Below are 16,407 nucleotides of genomic sequence, written 5' to 3' on the forward strand. Positions count from 1 at the left end.
CATTTCCCTGAACGATGCGTGCGGCTCCCGCCGTGGCGGTGACGGCGTGTCCGGGGCTGGCGCGAGCGGTGCTGCGACTCCTGTCGGCGCTGGCCGTGGGCGTGACCGCGCTGTGGGCGCTGCAGCGCGGCGACGGTCTCGCGGCGACCATCACCAGCCTGGTCGTGGCTGGCGTGGCGTGTTTGCTGTGGCGAGATCGGCGAGCCTCCGCGCAGTATCTGAAGTGGGACGGCGTCGACTGGTGGTTGGCCGCGCCGGTGGATGCGTCGGAACCGCGCGTAGGCAAGGTGGCGGTGGCGCTCGACCTGGATCGCTGGTTGCTGCTGCGCTTTCGGGCGGGCGGCCTCGAAGTTCCGGCGCCCGGACCCCGTACGCGCTGGCTGGCGTTGCGGCGCCACGAGCATCCGGCCGAATGGCATGCGCTGCGCTGTGCGCTCTATTCGCCCGCGGCATCGTCCGGCGCATCGGAAGGTCCCTGAGCCGTGGCTGAGCCGACCAGTCCTGACAACGACGCCCTGCTGGTCGACCGCGTCAAGCAGGGCGACGTACGCGCCTTCGAGATGCTGGTCGTCAAGTACCAGCGGCGGATCGAGCGCCTGATCGGGCGCATGGTGCGCGACGTCGACCTGGTCCAGGACATCGCGCAGGAGACCTTCATCCGCGCCTACCGGGCGATCCCGCAGTTCCGTGGCGAGAGCCAGTTCTACACCTGGCTGTACCGGATCGCGGTCAACACGGCCAAGAAGACCCTCGGCGACCTGAAGCGAGACCTGCTCGTGACCGAATCGGCACGGGCCGGCCGGGACGAGGACGGCGATGAAACTTCCCGGGTCGAGAACGAACTAACCGACGGCGAGACGCCTGACGCCTTGCTGGCATCGAAACAGATCGCCAATGCGGTGAACTCCGCGATCGAGGATCTGTCCGAAGATCTGAGGCAGGCGATCACGCTGCGCGAGATCGAAGGCCTGAGCTACGAAGAGATCGCTGACGTGATGAATTGCCCGATCGGGACGGTGCGGTCGCGCATTTTCCGGGCGCGCGAGGCGATCGCGGAGCGTTTGCGCCCGATGCTGGAGCAGCGCTCCGGCGAGCGCTGGTGAGTAGTGTGGGCGAGCCCAGGGGCCAACGGAGTGTTCAGATGAGCAATGTCGAGAACCTGCAGGGGGCCGAGGCCCTTTCGGCCCTGGTCGATGGCGAGGCCGACGCCGGCACGGCGGCCTCGCTCAGCGCGCGCTGGCGTGACGAGGCGGCTTTGCGCGAACGCTGGCACAGCTACCAGCTGATCGGTGACGTGCTGCGCTCCGAGGAGCTCGCCGGCGGGGGGCGCGACGCGGCGTTCCTTCAGCGTCTGCGCGCGCAGCTCGACCGGGAGCCGGTCGTTCTGGCGCCCCGGGCCGATCGGGTGGCCGAGGAGTCCGCTGCGGCGTTGCCCAGGCAGCGGGCCGCTGGTGGGGGATTGCGCCGCTGGGCCACGCCGGCCGCAGTGGCGGCGGGTTTCCTGGCCGTGATCGGGTCGTTGGCCGTGACCCGCCTGTCGGGGCCGCAGGCGGACGCGCCGCAGCTGGCGCAGGCGCCAGTGGTGCCGGCCGAGGCGCCCCAGCGGGTCGTCCTGTCCGCGCCCGCCGATCAGGTCGAGCCTGCCAGCGGCGTGCTGATCCGCGATGCCCGCCTCGATCAGTATCTGGCGGCGCACAAGCAGTTCGGTGGCAGCTCGGCCTTGAGCGTGCCGTCGGGTTTCCTGCGCAGCGCGACCTACGACGGCGCCACGGCGGCCGCGCGCTGAACATGCTGCAGAACATCGTCGCGCGGGGATGGCGCGCCATGCCGGCCGTCGTGCTGATGGCCGCGTTGTTGCCCTCCGCGACCCGAGCCCAGGCCGGGGGCGATCCGCTGGTCGAGGCGCGCGATGCACGCTACTGGCTGGCGCGCATCCACGAGGCGGCCGGGAAGCGCAACTTCCAGGGAACGTTCGTCGTGACGGCGGCCGGCTCGGTGGCGAGTTCGCGCATCGTGCACTTCTGCGACGGTCGCAACCAGTTCGAGCGCATCGAGTCGCTCGATGGTCAGCACCGTCAGGTCTACCGTCACAACGATCTCGTGCACAGCCTGTGGCCGCACAGCCGTGTCGCGGTGGTGGAGACGCGGCAGGCCATGGGGCAGTTCCCCCTGTTGCTGTCGGCCGGCGCTGACCGCATCGTGCCGTTCTACGACGTCAAGTCGCTGGGCGACGGGCGCGTGGCGGGGCACGAGGCCAATGTGCTGCTGCTTCAACCCAAGGACGGCTACCGCTTCGGCTACCGCCTGTGGGCCGAGCGCAGCTCCGGCCTCTTGTTGCGATCCGAGGTGTTCGACGAGCGCGATGTCGTGCTGGAGACCTCGGCCTTTTCCGAGGTGTCCATCGGCGTGAAGCCCCGGCCGGAGTCGGTGCTGCAAGCGATGAAGCGACTGGACGGCTATCGCGTCGAGCGACCGACGCTGCAGCAGGTGGACATCGGGCGAGAGGGGTGGTTGCTGAATGCCTTGCCACCGGGCTTCCGGCACGTCAGCAGCGTCAAGCGCCTGATGACCGTGGCTGGAGGGGAGCAGCCCCGGCCTGCTGCTGCCCAGGAAGAGTTCCCCTTGGCGCCGCCTTCGGTGCTGCAGGTCATCTACTCCGATGGCCTCACCTACGTGTCGGTGTTCATCGAGCCCTACATGCCGCGCCTGCACCGCCGGGAGATGCTGATGTCGCTGGGTGCAACCCAGACTCTGGTGAAGCGCCGGGGTGAATGGTGGATCACCGTGATCGGCGATGTCCCCGTCGTGACCCTGCGCGCGTTCGCGGCGGCCTTGGAACCCCGCTGACGGATTCGCGATCTCACTGCGCCGGGCCGCGGGGTCCCGCGGCCAAGGCTCCCTGATCGACTGTTGGTACGAGGTGATGATGCAAGAAGCAAGAACTGAAATGCCGCGCTCGTCGTGGCGCGCGCGTTCCTGGGTCTGGGTGGCGGCGGCGAGCATCGCCGGCGCCTCGACGCTGGGGGGGCTGCTGATGTCTCCGCATGCCAGCCATGCGCAGCCGGCCGTGGCAGCGGCACGTGGCCTGCCCGACTTCACCGACCTCGTCGAGCAGGTCGGCCCGGCGGTGGTGAACATCCGGACTACCGAGCGCACCCGCGGTGGCCAACGCGGCGGTGGGGGTGCCGGCCCGGAGATGGACGAGGAAATGCAGGAGTTCTTCCGTCGCTTCTTCGGCGTGCCGCCGGGGCAACTGCCTGGGCAGCGCCAAGATCCGCGGCGGCAGGCACCGGACGAAGAGCAACAGCGTGGCGTGGGTTCCGGCTTCATTTTCACGACCGACGGCTACGTGATGACCAACGCGCACGTGGTCGACGGTGCCGACGAGGTGTACGTCACGCTGACGGACAAGCGCGAGTTCAAGGCCAAGCTGATCGGTGCTGACAAGCGCACCGACGTGGCCGTGGTCAAGATCGAGGCCGCAGGCCTGCCGTCGGTGAAGATCGGCGACGTCAGCAAGTTGAAGGTCGGCGAATGGGTCATGGCGATCGGCTCGCCCTTCGGCCTGGAGAACACGGTCACGGCGGGCATCGTCAGCGCCAAGGCGCGCGACACCGGCGAGTTCGTCCCCTTCATCCAGACCGACGTGGCCATCAATCCCGGCAACTCCGGCGGTCCGTTGATCAACCTGCGCGGCGAGGTGGTCGGCATCAACTCGCAGATCCTCAGCCGCTCGGGCGGCTTCATGGGCATCTCCTTTGCCATTCCGATGGACGAAGCCACGCGCGTGGCGGACCAGTTGCGTGCCGGTGGCCGTGTGGTGCGGGGTCGCATCGGCGTGCAGATCGGCGAGGTGACGAAGGACGTGGCCGAATCGCTCGGCCTCGGCAAGGCGGCGGGGGCCCTGGTGCGTTCGGTCGAGGCCGGCGGGCCGGCCGACAAAGCCGGCGTCGAGGCGGGCGACATCATCACGCGCTTCGATGGCAAGCCGGTCGAGAAATCCAGCGACCTGCCGCGTCTGGTGGGGGGAACCAAGCCGGGGAGCAAGGCAAGCCTGCAGGTCTTCCGCCGCGGCAGCGCGCGAGATCTTGGTGTGACGGTGGCAGAACTCGAGCCCGAACCGGGACGCCGGGCGGCCGCACCGGAGAGCAAGCAGGCGCCGACGCCGAGCGTGGTGTCCGGCCTGGGCTTGACGCTGGCCAACCTGAGCGAGGAGCAGAAGCGCGAACTCAAGCTGCGTGGCGGCGTGCGTGTGGAAGCGACCGAAGGTGCGGCGGCGCGCGCGGGCTTGCGTGAAGGCGACGTGATCCTGTCGGTCGGCAATGTCGAGATCGTCGACGTGAAGCAGTTCGAGGCCGTGATCGCCAAGGTCGACAAGAGCAAGCCCATCAACGTGCTGTTCAGGCGAGGAGAGTGGGCGCAGTACGCGCTGATCCGCACGGCGACCCGCTGACGCAGCGCGGGGAAGGGCGGCGCGACGGTCGATCCGGGTCGTCAAGCCGTCGCCCCAGTCGTCAGTCTGGTTTTCCGCCAGCTGAAATCGATTCGGCGATTTGCGGAAGCCTTGAAATCTTCCAAAAAGTGGGTGTGTGCACACACCCACTTTTTAGTGTTCGAATTGGGCTTGAAATTCACTAGAATTCCGCCGAATTTCGCCCCTTTATGCGCGGCGCAGAACAATAGTCGGCATGCTAAAGATCGTCCACAGGACACCCACAGGGGTTTGTGGATAACATGTGCATGAATTCCATTGTTGGCACGCTGCAACGACGCAAAACCGAGCATCGGCGCGGTTTCCGGCCCGGTTGATGTGGCTACAATGAAAGCCCAACGAAGCAGTTGCCAAACGTTTTTTGTTGGAAGGCGCGTCACCGGTTTGACGTGCCTTTTTTTTATGTGCGGCACGGACCGCCCAGCCCTCATCCCGCTTCGCGACACGAGCACCCGGCGCAACGGCAGCGCTCTTGTGGCTCCCGCTTGAAGCGCAGCGCAGTACGACGACGACAGGTCAGATGGACCACATCCGCAATTTCTCGATCATTGCCCACATCGATCACGGCAAGAGCACCCTGGCCGACCGGATCATCCAGCGCTGCGGTGGCCTGAGCGATCGCGAGATGGAAGCCCAGGTGCTGGACTCGATGGACATCGAGCGTGAGCGTGGCATCACGATCAAGGCGCAGACGGCGGCGCTGAACTACAAGGCGCGCGATGGCCGGGTCTATCAACTCAACCTGATCGACACGCCGGGGCACGTGGACTTCAGTTACGAGGTCAGTCGCTCGCTGTCGGCTTGCGAGGGGGCTCTGCTGGTGGTCGATGCGTCGCAGGGTGTCGAGGCGCAGACGGTGGCGAACTGCTACACCGCGCTCGACCTGGGCGTCGAGGTGGTGCCGGTGCTCAACAAGATGGATCTGCCCCAGGCTGATCCGGAGAACGCCAAGGCCGAGATCGAGGACGTGATCGGCATCGACGCCGAGCATGCGATCCCCTGCTCTGCGAAGACGGGCGAGGGCATCGACGAGATCCTCGAGGCAGTGATCACCCGCATGCCGGCTCCCCGTGGCCAGCCCGACGGGCCGCCGCGCGCGATGATCATCGACTCCTGGTTCGACAACTACGTCGGCGTCGTGATGCTGGTGCGCATGGTCGACGGCGTGCTCCGCAAGGGAGACCGCATCCGGATGATGGCCACCGACACCGTGTATCCGCTGGAACAGTTGGGGGTTTTCGCGCCGAAGTCCGAATCTCGCGAGCAATTGAAGGCGGGCGAGGTCGGCTTCCTGATCGCCGGCATCAAGGAACTGCAGGCCGCCAAGGTCGGCGACACCATCACGCTCGAGAAGAAGTTGCCCAACAACGCCGGGCCGGCAAGTGACCCGTTGCCCGGCTTCAAGGAGATCCAGCCGCAAGTCTTCGCCGGGCTCTATCCGACCGAGGCCAGCGAGTACGACCAACTGCGCGACGCGCTGGAGAAGCTCAAGCTCAACGACTCCTCGCTGCGCTACGAACCCGAGGTGAGCCAGGCGCTGGGCTTCGGCTTCCGCTGCGGCTTCCTCGGCCTTCTGCACATGGAAATCGTGCAGGAGCGCCTGGAGCGCGAGTTCGACCAGGACCTGATCACCACTGCGCCCAGCGTCGTCTACCAGGTGCAGCTCGGCGGCCTGGCGGGCGAGGTGATCGAGGTCGAGAACCCATCGAAGATGCCCGAGATCGGCAAGATCGCCGAGATCCGCGAGCCCATCGTCACCGTCCACCTCTACATGCCGCAAGACTACGTCGGCCCGGTGATGACGCTGGCCAACCAGAAACGCGGCGTGCAGCTCAACATGGCCTACCACGGCCGCCAGGTCATGCTGACCTACGAGATGCCGCTCGCCGAGATCGTGCTGGACTTCTTCGACAAGCTGAAGTCAGTGTCGCGCGGCTACGCCTCGATGGACTACGAGTTCAAGGAATACCGCGCGGCCGACGTCGTGAAGGTCGACATCCTGATCAACGGCGACCGGGTCGATGCGCTGTCGATCATCGTGCACCGCAGCCAGAGCCAGTATCGGGGCCGCGCTGTGGTGGCCAAGATGCGCGAGATCATCTCGCGGCAGATGTACGACGTGGCCATCCAGGCAGCCATCGGTGCCAACATCATCGCGCGGGAGAACATCAAGGCCTTGCGCAAGAACGTGCTGGCAAAATGCTACGGCGGTGATATCAGCCGCAAGCGCAAGCTGCTCGAAAAACAGAAGGCTGGCAAGAAACGCATGAAGCAGATCGGCTCCGTCGAGGTGCCGCAGGAAGCGTTCCTGGCCATCCTCCAAGTGGACGACTGAACACTTCATGAGTGCATTGACCGGGCTGCTCTATGGCGCCCTCGTGGTTTACCTGGGCGGCTGGTATCTCGGCTCCTGGAGCGGCAACTTCTCGCTGCTGCTCTTCATCCTGACGCTGGCGACCTTCGGCTACTGGCTGGCCGAGCGCCTGCACTTCCTGCCGCGACGCGTGGCGGCAGCCTCGGCACTGGAGGCGCAGGACGCGCAGCGGCGCAGCGAACTGCAGCGCCAGGGCATCCAGCAGGTCGATGGCAACGTGGCCGTGGCGCGGGAGCGCGTGTTGGCCCAGCCGTGGTGGCTGGACTGGACCGCGGGCCTGTTCCCGGTGATCCTGGCGGTCTTCCTGCTGCGCTCCTTCCTGTTCGAACCGTTCAAGATTCCGTCAGGCTCCATGATCCCCACGCTGGCGATCGGCGATCTCATCCTCGTGAACAAGTTCCACTATGGGGTGAGGCTGCCGGTGATCAACAAGAAGATCCTCGCCAACAATGAGCCCCAGCGTGGCGACGTGATGGTGTTTCGCTATCCGGTCGAGCCAGGTGTCGACTACATCAAGCGCGTGGTCGGTCTGCCGGGTGATGAAGTGGCCTACCTGAACAAGAAGCTCTCGATCAATGGTCAGCCGGTGGAAACACGGCCGCTGCCGGATTTCTATGACGAGGACTCGCTGCGCTATGCCCAGCAGGCAAGTGAAAAGCTCGGCGCCGTCGAGCACCGCATCCTGACCGACAAGGACCGTCCCGGCTTCGTGATCCCGATGCCCCAGTTCCAGAACTTCCGCGACAACTGCCGCTACAACGCCGAAGGCGTGGTGTGCACCGTGCCCCCGGGCCACTACTTCATGATGGGCGACAACCGGGACAATTCGCAGGATTCGCGCTACTGGGGCTTCGTGCCCAACGAGAACATCGTCGGCAAGGCCTTCTTTGTCTGGATGAATTTCGGTAACCTCAGGCGAATCGGCTCCTTCCATTGAGCCGGCGCTTCACCAGGAGAACAACGATGGCCTTCGCAGCGTCGGCAACATCGGGTGCGGTCCGCGCGCGCCCTGCCCAGAGAGGCGTCACCCTGATCGGCCTGCTGTTCTGGGCCATCATCATTGCCTGCGTCGCGTTGGTCGGCCTGAAGGTGCTGCCGACCCTCAACGAGTACTTCACCATCCAGCGCGCGGTCAACAAGGTCGCCAAGGAGGGGGGCAGCACCGTGCCGGAGATCCGGGCCGCCTTCGACCGCCAGAAGGACATCGAATATTCGATCTCGTCCATCAGCGGCAAGGACCTCGAGATCACGAAGGAGAACGAGAAGGTCGTGGTGAAGTTCGCCTACGACAAGGAGCTCGAGCTGATCCAGCCGGTCTTCCTGCTGATCAAGTACCGGGGGCACTCGCAGTGAGGCCGTGCCGCGCCGCCGCCGCCAGGCGCGCGGCGCGGTCGGCGACGCCGTGAGCGACATCCCCGCCGCCTTCGACTCGCTGCAGGTCCGTCTCGGGCACCGCTTCGCGCAGGTCGGCCTGCTGGGCCGGGCGCTGACCCACAAGAGCTTCGGCGCCGACAACAACGAACGGCTCGAGTTCCTCGGCGACGCGGTGTTGTCGGCCGCCATCTCGGGCCTGCTGTTCGAGCATTTCGGCCAGTCCGGCGAGGGCGACCTGACCCGGGTGCGTGCCCACCTGGTGCGCGAGGAGATGCTGCACCGCCTGGCGCTGGATCTCGGCCTGCCGGCCCTGCTGCGCCTGAGCGAGGGCGAGGCGCGCAGCGGCGGCGCCCGGCGTCCGTCGATCCTGGCCGACGCGGTGGAGGCCTTGATCGCCGCGGTCTACCTCGACGGCGGCTTCGCGTCGGCGCAGGCCCTGGTCGAGCGCCTCTTCACGCCGCTGGTCGCCAGCACCGCGGCCGAAGCCTGGACGCGCGACCCCAAGACCGAATTGCAGGAATGGCTGCAGGCCCGCCGCCAGCCGGTGCCCGGATATCGCATCGAATCGACCCGCGGACGCCAGCATGAGCAGATGTTCACCGTGGTCTGCAGCATCCCGTCGCGTTCGCTCGAAGTTCGCGGTGAAGGGCGGTCCCGGCGTGCCGCCGAGCAGGAGGCCGCCCGTGCGGCGCTGGCTACACTGAAGCCAGACGAAACCGAGCGCCCATGAACGACAGCACCACCGCCGCCCCTGCTGCGGGCGCAGAGATGCCCGAGCAGCGCTGCGGCCTCGTGGCGATCGTCGGCCGGCCCAATGTCGGCAAGTCGACCCTGCTCAACGCCCTGGTCGGGCAGAAGGTCAGCATCACCTCACGCAAGGCGCAGACCACGCGCCACCGCATCACCGGCATCCGCAGCGCCGACGCGGCGCAGTTCGTGTTCGTCGACACCCCCGGCTTCCAGACCCGCCACACCGTCAAGGGCGCCGGTGCGCTGAACCGCAACCTGAACAAGACCGTCCAGTCGGTGATGGGCGACGTGGACGTGGTGCTGTTCGTCGTCGAGGCCGGCCGCTTCGGGCTCGACGATGCCAAGGTGCTATCGCTCGTGCCGCCGGGCAAGCCGACGCTGCTGGTCGCGAACAAGCTCGACCTGGTGCGCCGTCGCGCCGAACTCGCGCCCTGGCTCAAGAGCATGCAGGAGCGCCATCCGTTCGCCGAGTTCGTGCCGCTGGCGGCCACCAGCCCCGACGACGTGCGGCGCCTGCTCCAGATCGTCCAACCCTACCTGCCCGAGCAGCCGTGGTTCTACGACGAGGAGGCCCTGACCGATCGCAGCGAGCGCTTCCTCGCCAGCGAGATCATCCGCGAGAAGCTGTTCCGGCTGACCGGGGACGAGCTTCCCTACACGTCGACCGTGGTGATCGACGAGTTCAAGGAAGAGGGCGCGCTGCGCCGTATCGCCGCCACCATCATCGTCGAGCGCGAGGCCCACAAGGGCATGGTCATCGGCGACAAGGGGGAGCGCCTGAAGCGCATCGGCACTGATGCGCGCGTCGAGCTCGAGCGCCTGATGGACGGCAAGGTCTTCCTCGAGATCTGGGTCAAGGTGCGTTCCGGCTGGGCCGACGACGAGGCCCGCCTCAAGAGCTACGGCTACGAGTGAGAGCCGCCGCGTCGCGCGTCGCCGGCGCCACCCCGCAGGCTGCCCGTGGCGGCCGTGCTGCGGCCCCGGCGCTGCAGCCGGCCTACCTGCTGCACCGCTACGACTGGAGCGAATCCAGCCTGATCCTCGACCTGTTCACCCGCGAGCACGGCCGCGTGGCGGTCGCGGCCAAGGGAGCGAAGCGGCCCTACTCCCAGCTGCGCGCGGTGCTGCTGCCGTTCCAGCGGTTGCAGGTGGCCTATGGTGTGCGGCGCCCTCGGGAGGGCGACGGCGGCGAGGTGCAGCCGCTGAAGACCGCCGAATGGGCCGGCGGCCCGGCGATGCTCGGCGGCGCGGCGCTGCTGACCGGCTTCTACCTCAACGAACTGTTGATGAAGCTGCTGGCCCGACAGGACCCGCACCCGGCCCTGTTCGACGCCTATGCGCACACGTTGCCGGCGCTGGGGGCGAGCGACGATGCGCGGGTCGCGGCGGCGCTGCGCGGCTTCGAGCTGGTGCTGCTGCGCGAGATCGGCCTGCTGCCCGAACTCGGCCGCGTCACGCTGACTCAGCAGCCGCTGGGCGGCGGCGTTCGGCATGCGCTGAAGGCCGAGTCCGGCCTGGTGGCCGCAGCCGCGGGCGAGGTGGGCCTGGCGGCGGACGACTGGCGGGCCCTGCAGGCCGCGCTCGATGCCGACGATCTGGCGGCGCTGCAGCGCGCCTGCCTGCCGGTGCTGGCCGACCTCAAGCCGATGCTGCGCAACCTGCTTCACTATCATCTGGCCACGCCGGTGCTGCGCACGCGGCAGTTGATGATGGACCTGCAGAACCTCGACCGCTGACGAGCTGACGTTTCGATGAATCCGCTGATCTCCTCCGGCCATGCTTTCCACGCCGCGACGACCGCGCTGTCGGTCAACCTGAACAAGGTTGCGCTGCTGCGCAACACGCGGCCGCTGACGATCCCGAGCGTCACGCGTGCCGCCCGCATCGCGATCGACGCGGGGGCGCACGGCATCACCGTGCACCCGCGGCCCGACCAGCGCCACATCCGCACCCACGACGTGCACGACCTGGCCGAGATGCTGAAGCAGGAGCATCCGCACATCGAATACAACATCGAAGGCAATCCCTTCCACAACCTGATGGACCTTGTGCGTGTGGTGCGTCCGCACCAGGCCACCTTCGTGCCCGACAGCGTCGAGCAGTCCACCTCCGACCACGGCTGGAGCCTGCCCGAGGACAACGAGGCGCTGAGACCGCTGATCGACGAATGCCATGCGCTCGGCGTGCGCGTCAGCCTGTTCATGGACCCGCTGCCCGAGGCGATGGCCCAGGCCCGTGCCATCGGGGCCGACCGCGTCGAGCTCTACACCGAGGCCTATGCGCGCTCGCATGCCGAAGGCGCCGGCACGCCGCAGCATGCCGCGCTGCTGGCCTGCTACACCGCCAGCGCCGAGGCCGCGCTGGGCGTCGGCCTTGGGCTCAACGCCGGCCACGACCTGAACCGCGACAACCTGACCGCCTTCCTCCGCGCCGTGCCCGGCGTGCTGGAGGTGTCGATCGGCCACGCGCTGATCGCCGACGCGCTGGAACTGGGGCTGGCCGAGACGGTGCGCGACTACCTGCGCTGCATCCACCGCGCCCACGCGTAGCCCCGGCATGATCTTCGGGATCGGCACCGACATCTGCGACATCCGTCGCCTGCGCGCGACCTATGCACGTCGCGGCGAGCGCTTTGCGGAGAAGGTGCTGGGCCCGCAGGAGCTCGAGGTGTTCCGCTACCGCCTGGCCAAGGTGGAGGCGCGGGGCCTCAGCTACCTGGCCACGCGCTTCTCGGCCAAGGAGGCCTTCTCGAAGGCGATCGGCACCGGCATGCGCACGCCGATGAGCTGGCGTGCCTGCCAGATCCTCAACGCGCGCAGCGGCAAGCCGGAGATCCGCCTGCACGGACCGCTGGCCGCCTGGTTCGAGGCACAGGGCCTGCGCGCCCACGTCAGCGTCACCGACGAAACCGACTACGCGGCGAGCTTCGTCGTGGTCGAGACCCAGGAAACCTAGATGAACCACGCCCCCATCGTCCTCGACATCGCGGGGACCGCGCTCGATGCCAACGACCGGCGCCGCCTGCGTCACCCGCTGGTCGGCGGGCTGATCCTGTTCGCCCGCAACTGGCAGCACCGCGCCCAGCTGACCTCGCTCACCGCGGAGATCAAGGCGCTGCGCCCCGACGTGCTGGTGTGCGTCGACCATGAAGGCGGGCGCGTGCAGCGCTTCCGCAGCGACGGCTTCACCCACCTGCCGCCGATGCGGGCGCTGGGCGAACGCTGGATGCAGGATGCACTGGCCGCCACCGATGCCGCCACCGCCTGCGGCTACGTGCTGGCCGCCGAACTGCGTGCCTGTGGCGTCGATTTCAGCTTCGCGCCGGTGCTCGACCTCGACCACGGGCCGAGCGGCGTGATCGGCGACCGTGCCTTCCACCGCGATCCGCGCGTGGCCACGCTGCTGGCCAAGAGCCTGATGCACGGCCTGCTGCTGGCCGGCATGGCGAGCTGCGGCAAGCATTTCCCGGGGCACGGCTACGTGGCCGCCGATTCGCACACCGAGGTACCGGTCGATCGCCGCACGCTGCGCCAGATCCTCGGCGACGATGCCCGGCCCTACGAGTGGCTCTCCACCTCGCTCCCCAGCGTGATGCCGGCGCACGTGATCTACCCGAAGGTCGATGCGCGGCCCGCCGGCTTCTCGCCGCGCTGGCTGCAGGACATCCTGCGCGGCCGGCTCGGCTTCACCGGCGCGATCTTCAGCGACGACCTCAGTATGCAGGGCGCGACCGTCGCCGGCACGCCTACCGAGGCCGGCATCGCCGCGCTGAACGCCGGCTGCGACCTGGTGCTGCTGTGCAACCAGTCTCTCGACGGCGGCGCACCGCTCGATGCGCTGATCGACGGGTTGGAGACGGCGCTCGAGCGTGGCCGCTGGCAGGCCAGCGCCGACAGCGAGGCGCGCCGCCTCGACCTGCTGCCGCAGGCGGCGCCGTTGCCCTGGGACGAGCTGATGCACCACGCGCCCTACCAGCGCGCGCTCGACCAACTGCCCTGAGGGGATGCCGTGCCGCCGGTACCGCGGCCCATGAAAAAACGCCCCCGGGCCGCGAAGACTCGGGGGCGTTGTCCTCCGCCCTGGCGCGGGCTCAGCGGCCTTCGAACGGCAGCTTGATCTGCGACAGGTCCTTGCGCGTCTCCACCAGCACCAGCGGGCCGTCGTCGATGGCAACCACCGGCTTCGGCTCGCGCGGCACATGCACCGGCTTCGGTGCATCGGCCATCGCCTGCTGCACCGCGCGAACCTTGTCCGCGTCGGAGTTCACCCACTGCAGGCCTGCGCTGGTGGCCACCGCGGCGAGGTCGTCGATCGGCAGCGCGTAGGGCGGCAAGGCGGCGGCAGCCGCAGGCGGCGCAGCATCGGCGACCGGTTCGATCGCGACCGGCGCGGGTGCCGGTGCGCGCGCCACCACCGGTGCAGCGACCGGCACCGAGGCGGGCGGCGTGGCCACGGGAGGCCTGGACACCACGTCGGCCAACGCCTGCAACGCGACGTCCGCGGGCTGCGGCGGCGTGGGCGCCGCGACGGCCGGCTCTGCCGCAGCGGTGGGCTCGGCGGTCGGGGTAGCTTCCCACCAGGGCTTGACGGTGTCGGCCGCGCTGGATGACGCCGCAGCGTCGTCGCCACCGGCCACATCGCTCAGCGGCGCTGCGGCGACCGGCGCGCCGTTGTCGCCCTCGCCGCGCTCGCGGCGACCGCGGCCGCCCCGGCGCCGGCGGCGCGGCTCGCCGCCTTCGCCGGCGGTCTCGTCGTCCGGTGCGGCCTCGCCTTCGGCACGCGGCGGCAGGCTGTCTTCGTCGGTGCTCGGTGCAGCGTCGACGGCGGCGCCTTCGACCGCGCCTTCGGGCGCATCGCTGCGGGCCTCGTCACGCTCACCGCGACCGCGGCCACCGCGGCGGCGGCGGCGGCGTGCGCCTTCACCTCCCTCCGCATTTTCCGTGGCGTCGGCTGCAGCCACGCCCTCGGCAGCCAGAGGCAGTGTCAGGTCCTCGGCCGCCGATGCGGGGGCCGATTCCGGACGCGGGCCGCGGCGCGGCTCATTGCGCGGCGGGCGGTCGGCGCTCAGGCCGGCCGTCTCAGCGACAGCACCTTCCGGGCGCTCGCTGCGGCGGCCTCGGCCGTCGCGTTGTTCTCCCGCACCACCGCCACGGCGGTTGCGGTCCTCGCCCCGTTCACCGCGTTCGCCACGGGCTTCGGTGCGTTCGCCGCGCTGGCCATCGCGTCCGCCGCGGCGACCGCGGCCCCCGTCGCGCTGGCCATCGCGTCCGCCTTCACGGGCCGGCTTCGCCGGCTGTGCGGCAGGCGCGCTGACCGCGGGTGCGGCGGCCGGCGGCACGTCGCCGCCGAAGAGTTTCTTCAACCAGCCGAAGAACCCACCGCCGCCCGCGTCGCGGCTGGCAGGCACCGGTGCCGCCACGACCGGCGGCGCTGCGGCCACCGGCGCCTTGGCCACCGGTTCCGGTTTCGGCGCGGCCACCGGGGCGGGCAGATCAGGCAGCACGCCTTTGATCACCGGTTCCTGCTTGGCCTTGGCCTTCTCGCGCCGGGTGATGCCGACCTCGTCGTCCGGCTCCTCGATCATCGTGTAGCTGGCCTGCAGGTTCTCCAGACGGGGGTCGTCGTGACGCAGGCGCTCGAGCTTGTAGTTCGGCGTCTCGAGGTGCTTGTTGGGCACCAGCAGCACGGTGGTGCGCTGACGCAGCTCGATCTTGGTGATCTCGGTGCGCTTCTCGTTGAGCAGGAAGGACGTGACCTCCACCGGCACCTGCACGTGCACGGCGGCGGTGTTCTCCTTCATCGACTCTTCCTGGATGATGCGCAGGATCTGCAGCGCGGAAGACTCGGTGTCGCGGATGTGGCCGGTGCCGTTGCAGCGCGGGCAGGTGATGTGGCTGCCTTCGCTGAGCGCCGGGCGCAGGCGCTGACGGCTCAGTTCGAGCAGGCCGAACTTGCTGATCGAGCTGAACTGCACACGCGCGCGGTCGGTGCGCAGCGCGTCGCGCAGGCGGGTCTCGACCTCGCGGCGGTTCTTGCTCTCCTCCATGTCGATGAAGTCGACGACGATCAGGCCGCCCAGGTCGCGCAGCCGCATCTGGCGCGCGATCTCGTCGGCCGCCTCGAGGTTGGTGCGCGTCGCGGTCTCCTCGATGTCGGAGCCGCGCGTCGAGCGCGCCGAGTTCACGTCGACCGATACCAGCGCCTCGGTGTGGTCGATCACGATCGCGCCGCCCGAGGGCAGGTTCACCGTGCGCGAGAACGCGGTCTCGATCTGGTGCTCGATCTGGAAGCGGCTGAACAGCGGCGCGTCATCCTTGTAGCGCTTGACCCGCGAGGCCGATTCCGGCATCACGTGGTTCATGAACTGCTGGGCCTGCTCGTAGATGTCGTCGGTGTCGATCAGGATCTCGCCGATGTCGGCGTGGAAGTAGTCCCGGATCGCACGGATCACCAGCGAGGACTCCTGGTAGATCAGGAAGGCGCCCTTGCCCGCCTTGGCCGCGCCATCGATGGCGCTCCACAGCTTGAGCATGTAGTTCAGGTCCCACTGCAGCTCGGGGGCGCTGCGCCCGATGCCGGCGGTGCGCGCGATCAGGCTCATGCCCTTGGGGTACTCGAGCTGGTCGAGGTTCTCCTTGAGCTCCTCGCGGTCCTCGCCCTCGATGCGGCGCGACACGCCGCCGCCGCGCGGGTTGTTGGGCATCAGCACCAGGTAGCGCCCGGCCAGGCTGACGAAGGTGGTCAGCGCCGCGCCCTTGTTGCCGCGCTCCTCCTTCTCGACCTGCACCAGCAGCTCGGTGCCGTTGGAGATCACGTCCTGGATCTTCGCGTCGCGGACGGTCACGCCTTCCTTGAAGAACTGCTTGGAGATCTCCTTGAACGGCAGGAAGCCGTGGCGGTCCTCGCCGTAGTCGACGAAGCAGGCCTCCAGCGACGGCTCGACGCGGGTGACGACGGCCTTGTAGATGTTGCCCTTGCGCTGTTCGCGCCCCTCGATCTCGGTCTCGAAGTCGAGCAGTTTCTGCCCGTCGACGATCGCCAGGCGCCGTTCTTCCGATTGCGTGGCATTGATCAGCATGCGTTTCATGTGCACTCCTTCGTGCGGGAGGCCAGGGGCCCGCCCGCACACGAATCCGACCAGGCCCGTCGCCGGGCACGGCCTGTCGATGCACGAAACAGCGTGGAGGAACCGGAAGGAATCGCCCTGGACTCGACCGCTCACCACGCCCGTCAGGGCGCTGCGGCGCTCAAGCGTTGGCGCGTGCGTCCGCGTGGGTCTGGATGGGCTTGCCACGGGCCGGGCCGTGGCGTGGCGCGCTCCTTCCGCACACGCGCGGGCCGACGCGCAGCGACGGGGCTGCGGGCGATCGGAGCGCGAAGGGGAGGGGGCGGGCCGAAGACATCCGGGACATCACGG

Annotated in this window: 15 protein-coding genes; 14 read left to right on the forward strand and 1 reads right to left on the reverse strand. The window is 68.6% G+C overall.

The genetic code is table 11. The features are described 5' to 3' along the window. Nucleotides 1–14: 14 nt before the first annotated feature. The 14 genes from MPE_RS22625 to nagZ all read left to right on the forward strand — a co-directional run bounded on the left by MPE_RS22625 (nt 15) and on the right by nagZ (nt 12,989). Complete coding sequence (locus MPE_RS22625; protein WP_011828241.1) at nt 15–479, forward strand: hypothetical protein; 465 nt, start codon at nt 15–17, stop codon at nt 477–479. Between the two features lie 3 nt (nt 480–482). Beyond that, nucleotides 483–1,103: an RNA polymerase sigma factor RpoE gene (rpoE, locus tag MPE_RS03230; protein WP_011828242.1), complete on the forward strand. Its 621-nt coding sequence runs from the start codon at nt 483–485 to the stop codon at nt 1,101–1,103. Between the two features lie 38 nt (nt 1,104–1,141). Continuing rightward, on the forward strand, nt 1,142–1,786 hold the full coding sequence (locus MPE_RS03235; protein ID WP_011828243.1) for a sigma-E factor negative regulatory protein: 645 nt from the start codon (nt 1,142–1,144) through the stop codon (nt 1,784–1,786). 2 nt (nt 1,787–1,788) lie between these two features. Next, on the forward strand, nt 1,789–2,847 hold the full coding sequence (locus MPE_RS03240; protein ID WP_041929514.1) for a MucB/RseB C-terminal domain-containing protein: 1,059 nt from the start codon (nt 1,789–1,791) through the stop codon (nt 2,845–2,847). 100 nt (nt 2,848–2,947) lie between these two features. Then, nucleotides 2,948–4,453 (forward strand): DegQ family serine endoprotease, encoded by a 1,506-nt coding sequence (locus tag MPE_RS03245; RefSeq protein WP_049820749.1) that lies wholly within the window; start codon nt 2,948–2,950, stop codon nt 4,451–4,453. Nucleotides 4,454–5,012: 559 nt separating this feature from the next. Next, nucleotides 5,013–6,827, forward strand: a complete 1,815-nt coding sequence (gene lepA, locus MPE_RS03250) for a translation elongation factor 4 (protein ID WP_011828247.1) — start codon at nt 5,013–5,015, stop codon at nt 6,825–6,827. A 7-nt stretch (nt 6,828–6,834) separates the two neighbouring features. Further along, entirely contained in the window at nt 6,835–7,803 is a 969-nt protein-coding gene (lepB, locus tag MPE_RS03255) for a signal peptidase I (protein ID WP_011828248.1), read from the forward strand. A 26-nt stretch (nt 7,804–7,829) separates the two neighbouring features. After that, entirely contained in the window at nt 7,830–8,219 is a 390-nt protein-coding gene (locus MPE_RS03260) for a DUF4845 domain-containing protein (RefSeq protein WP_011828249.1), read from the forward strand. Between the two features lie 58 nt (nt 8,220–8,277). After that, nucleotides 8,278–8,970: a ribonuclease III gene (gene rnc, locus MPE_RS03265; protein WP_041929872.1), complete on the forward strand. Its 693-nt coding sequence runs from the start codon at nt 8,278–8,280 to the stop codon at nt 8,968–8,970. Further along, entirely contained in the window at nt 8,967–9,905 is a 939-nt protein-coding gene (gene era, locus MPE_RS03270; RefSeq protein WP_011828251.1) for a GTPase Era, read from the forward strand. The genes rnc and era overlap by 4 nt, the downstream gene beginning before the upstream one ends. Continuing rightward, the gene (recO, locus tag MPE_RS03275) at nt 9,902–10,726 is read left to right on the forward strand and encodes a DNA repair protein RecO (RefSeq protein WP_011828252.1); all 825 of its coding nucleotides are present in this window, start codon (nt 9,902–9,904) and stop codon (nt 10,724–10,726) included. The genes era and recO overlap by 4 nt, the downstream gene beginning before the upstream one ends. Nucleotides 10,727–10,741: 15 nt before the next feature. Then, nucleotides 10,742–11,539, forward strand: a complete 798-nt coding sequence (locus MPE_RS03280) for a pyridoxine 5'-phosphate synthase (RefSeq protein ID WP_011828253.1) — start codon at nt 10,742–10,744, stop codon at nt 11,537–11,539. Nucleotides 11,540–11,546: 7 nt separating this feature from the next. Further along, entirely contained in the window at nt 11,547–11,945 is a 399-nt protein-coding gene (gene acpS / locus MPE_RS03285) for a holo-ACP synthase (RefSeq protein ID WP_011828254.1), read from the forward strand. After that, a complete protein-coding gene (nagZ, locus tag MPE_RS03290; RefSeq protein ID WP_011828255.1) occupies nt 11,946–12,989 on the forward strand; it encodes a beta-N-acetylhexosaminidase in 1,044 nt (347 codons plus the stop codon). 91 nt (nt 12,990–13,080) lie between these two features. Here nagZ and MPE_RS03295 read toward each other — a convergent pair whose 3' ends face one another. Next, nucleotides 13,081–16,077, reverse strand: coding sequence for an Rne/Rng family ribonuclease (locus MPE_RS03295; RefSeq protein WP_011828256.1), 2,997 nt, complete (start codon nt 16,075–16,077; stop codon nt 13,081–13,083). Between the last annotated feature and the right edge of the window lie 330 nt (nt 16,078–16,407).

It is taken from the genome of Methylibium petroleiphilum PM1 (assembly GCF_000015725.1).
GTDB classification, from domain to species: domain Bacteria; phylum Pseudomonadota; class Gammaproteobacteria; order Burkholderiales; family Burkholderiaceae_C; genus Methylibium; species Methylibium petroleiphilum.

Excerpts from the sequence above, each read along its gene's own strand:
- MPE_RS22625 (WP_011828241.1), top strand. The coding sequence starts at position 15 with ATGCGTGCGGCTCCCGCCGTGGCGGTGACGGCGTGTCCGGGGCTGGCG.
- MPE_RS03235 (WP_011828243.1), top strand. The coding sequence starts at position 1,142 with ATGAGCAATGTCGAGAACCTGCAGGGGGCCGAGGCCCTTTCGGCCCTG.
- MPE_RS03240 (WP_041929514.1), top strand. The coding sequence starts at position 1,789 with ATGCTGCAGAACATCGTCGCGCGGGGATGGCGCGCCATGCCGGCCGTC.
- MPE_RS03245 (WP_049820749.1), top strand. The coding sequence starts at position 2,948 with ATGCCGCGCTCGTCGTGGCGCGCGCGTTCCTGGGTCTGGGTGGCGGCG.
- lepA (WP_011828247.1), top strand. The coding sequence starts at position 5,013 with ATGGACCACATCCGCAATTTCTCGATCATTGCCCACATCGATCACGGC.
- lepB (WP_011828248.1), top strand. The coding sequence starts at position 6,835 with ATGAGTGCATTGACCGGGCTGCTCTATGGCGCCCTCGTGGTTTACCTG.
- MPE_RS03260 (WP_011828249.1), top strand. The coding sequence starts at position 7,830 with ATGGCCTTCGCAGCGTCGGCAACATCGGGTGCGGTCCGCGCGCGCCCT.
- era (WP_011828251.1), top strand. The coding sequence starts at position 8,967 with ATGAACGACAGCACCACCGCCGCCCCTGCTGCGGGCGCAGAGATGCCC.
- MPE_RS03280 (WP_011828253.1), top strand. The coding sequence starts at position 10,742 with ATGAATCCGCTGATCTCCTCCGGCCATGCTTTCCACGCCGCGACGACC.
- acpS (WP_011828254.1), top strand. The coding sequence starts at position 11,547 with ATGATCTTCGGGATCGGCACCGACATCTGCGACATCCGTCGCCTGCGC.
- nagZ (WP_011828255.1), top strand. The coding sequence starts at position 11,946 with ATGAACCACGCCCCCATCGTCCTCGACATCGCGGGGACCGCGCTCGAT.
- MPE_RS03295 (WP_011828256.1), bottom strand. The coding sequence starts at position 16,077 with ATGAAACGCATGCTGATCAATGCCACGCAATCGGAAGAACGGCGCCTG.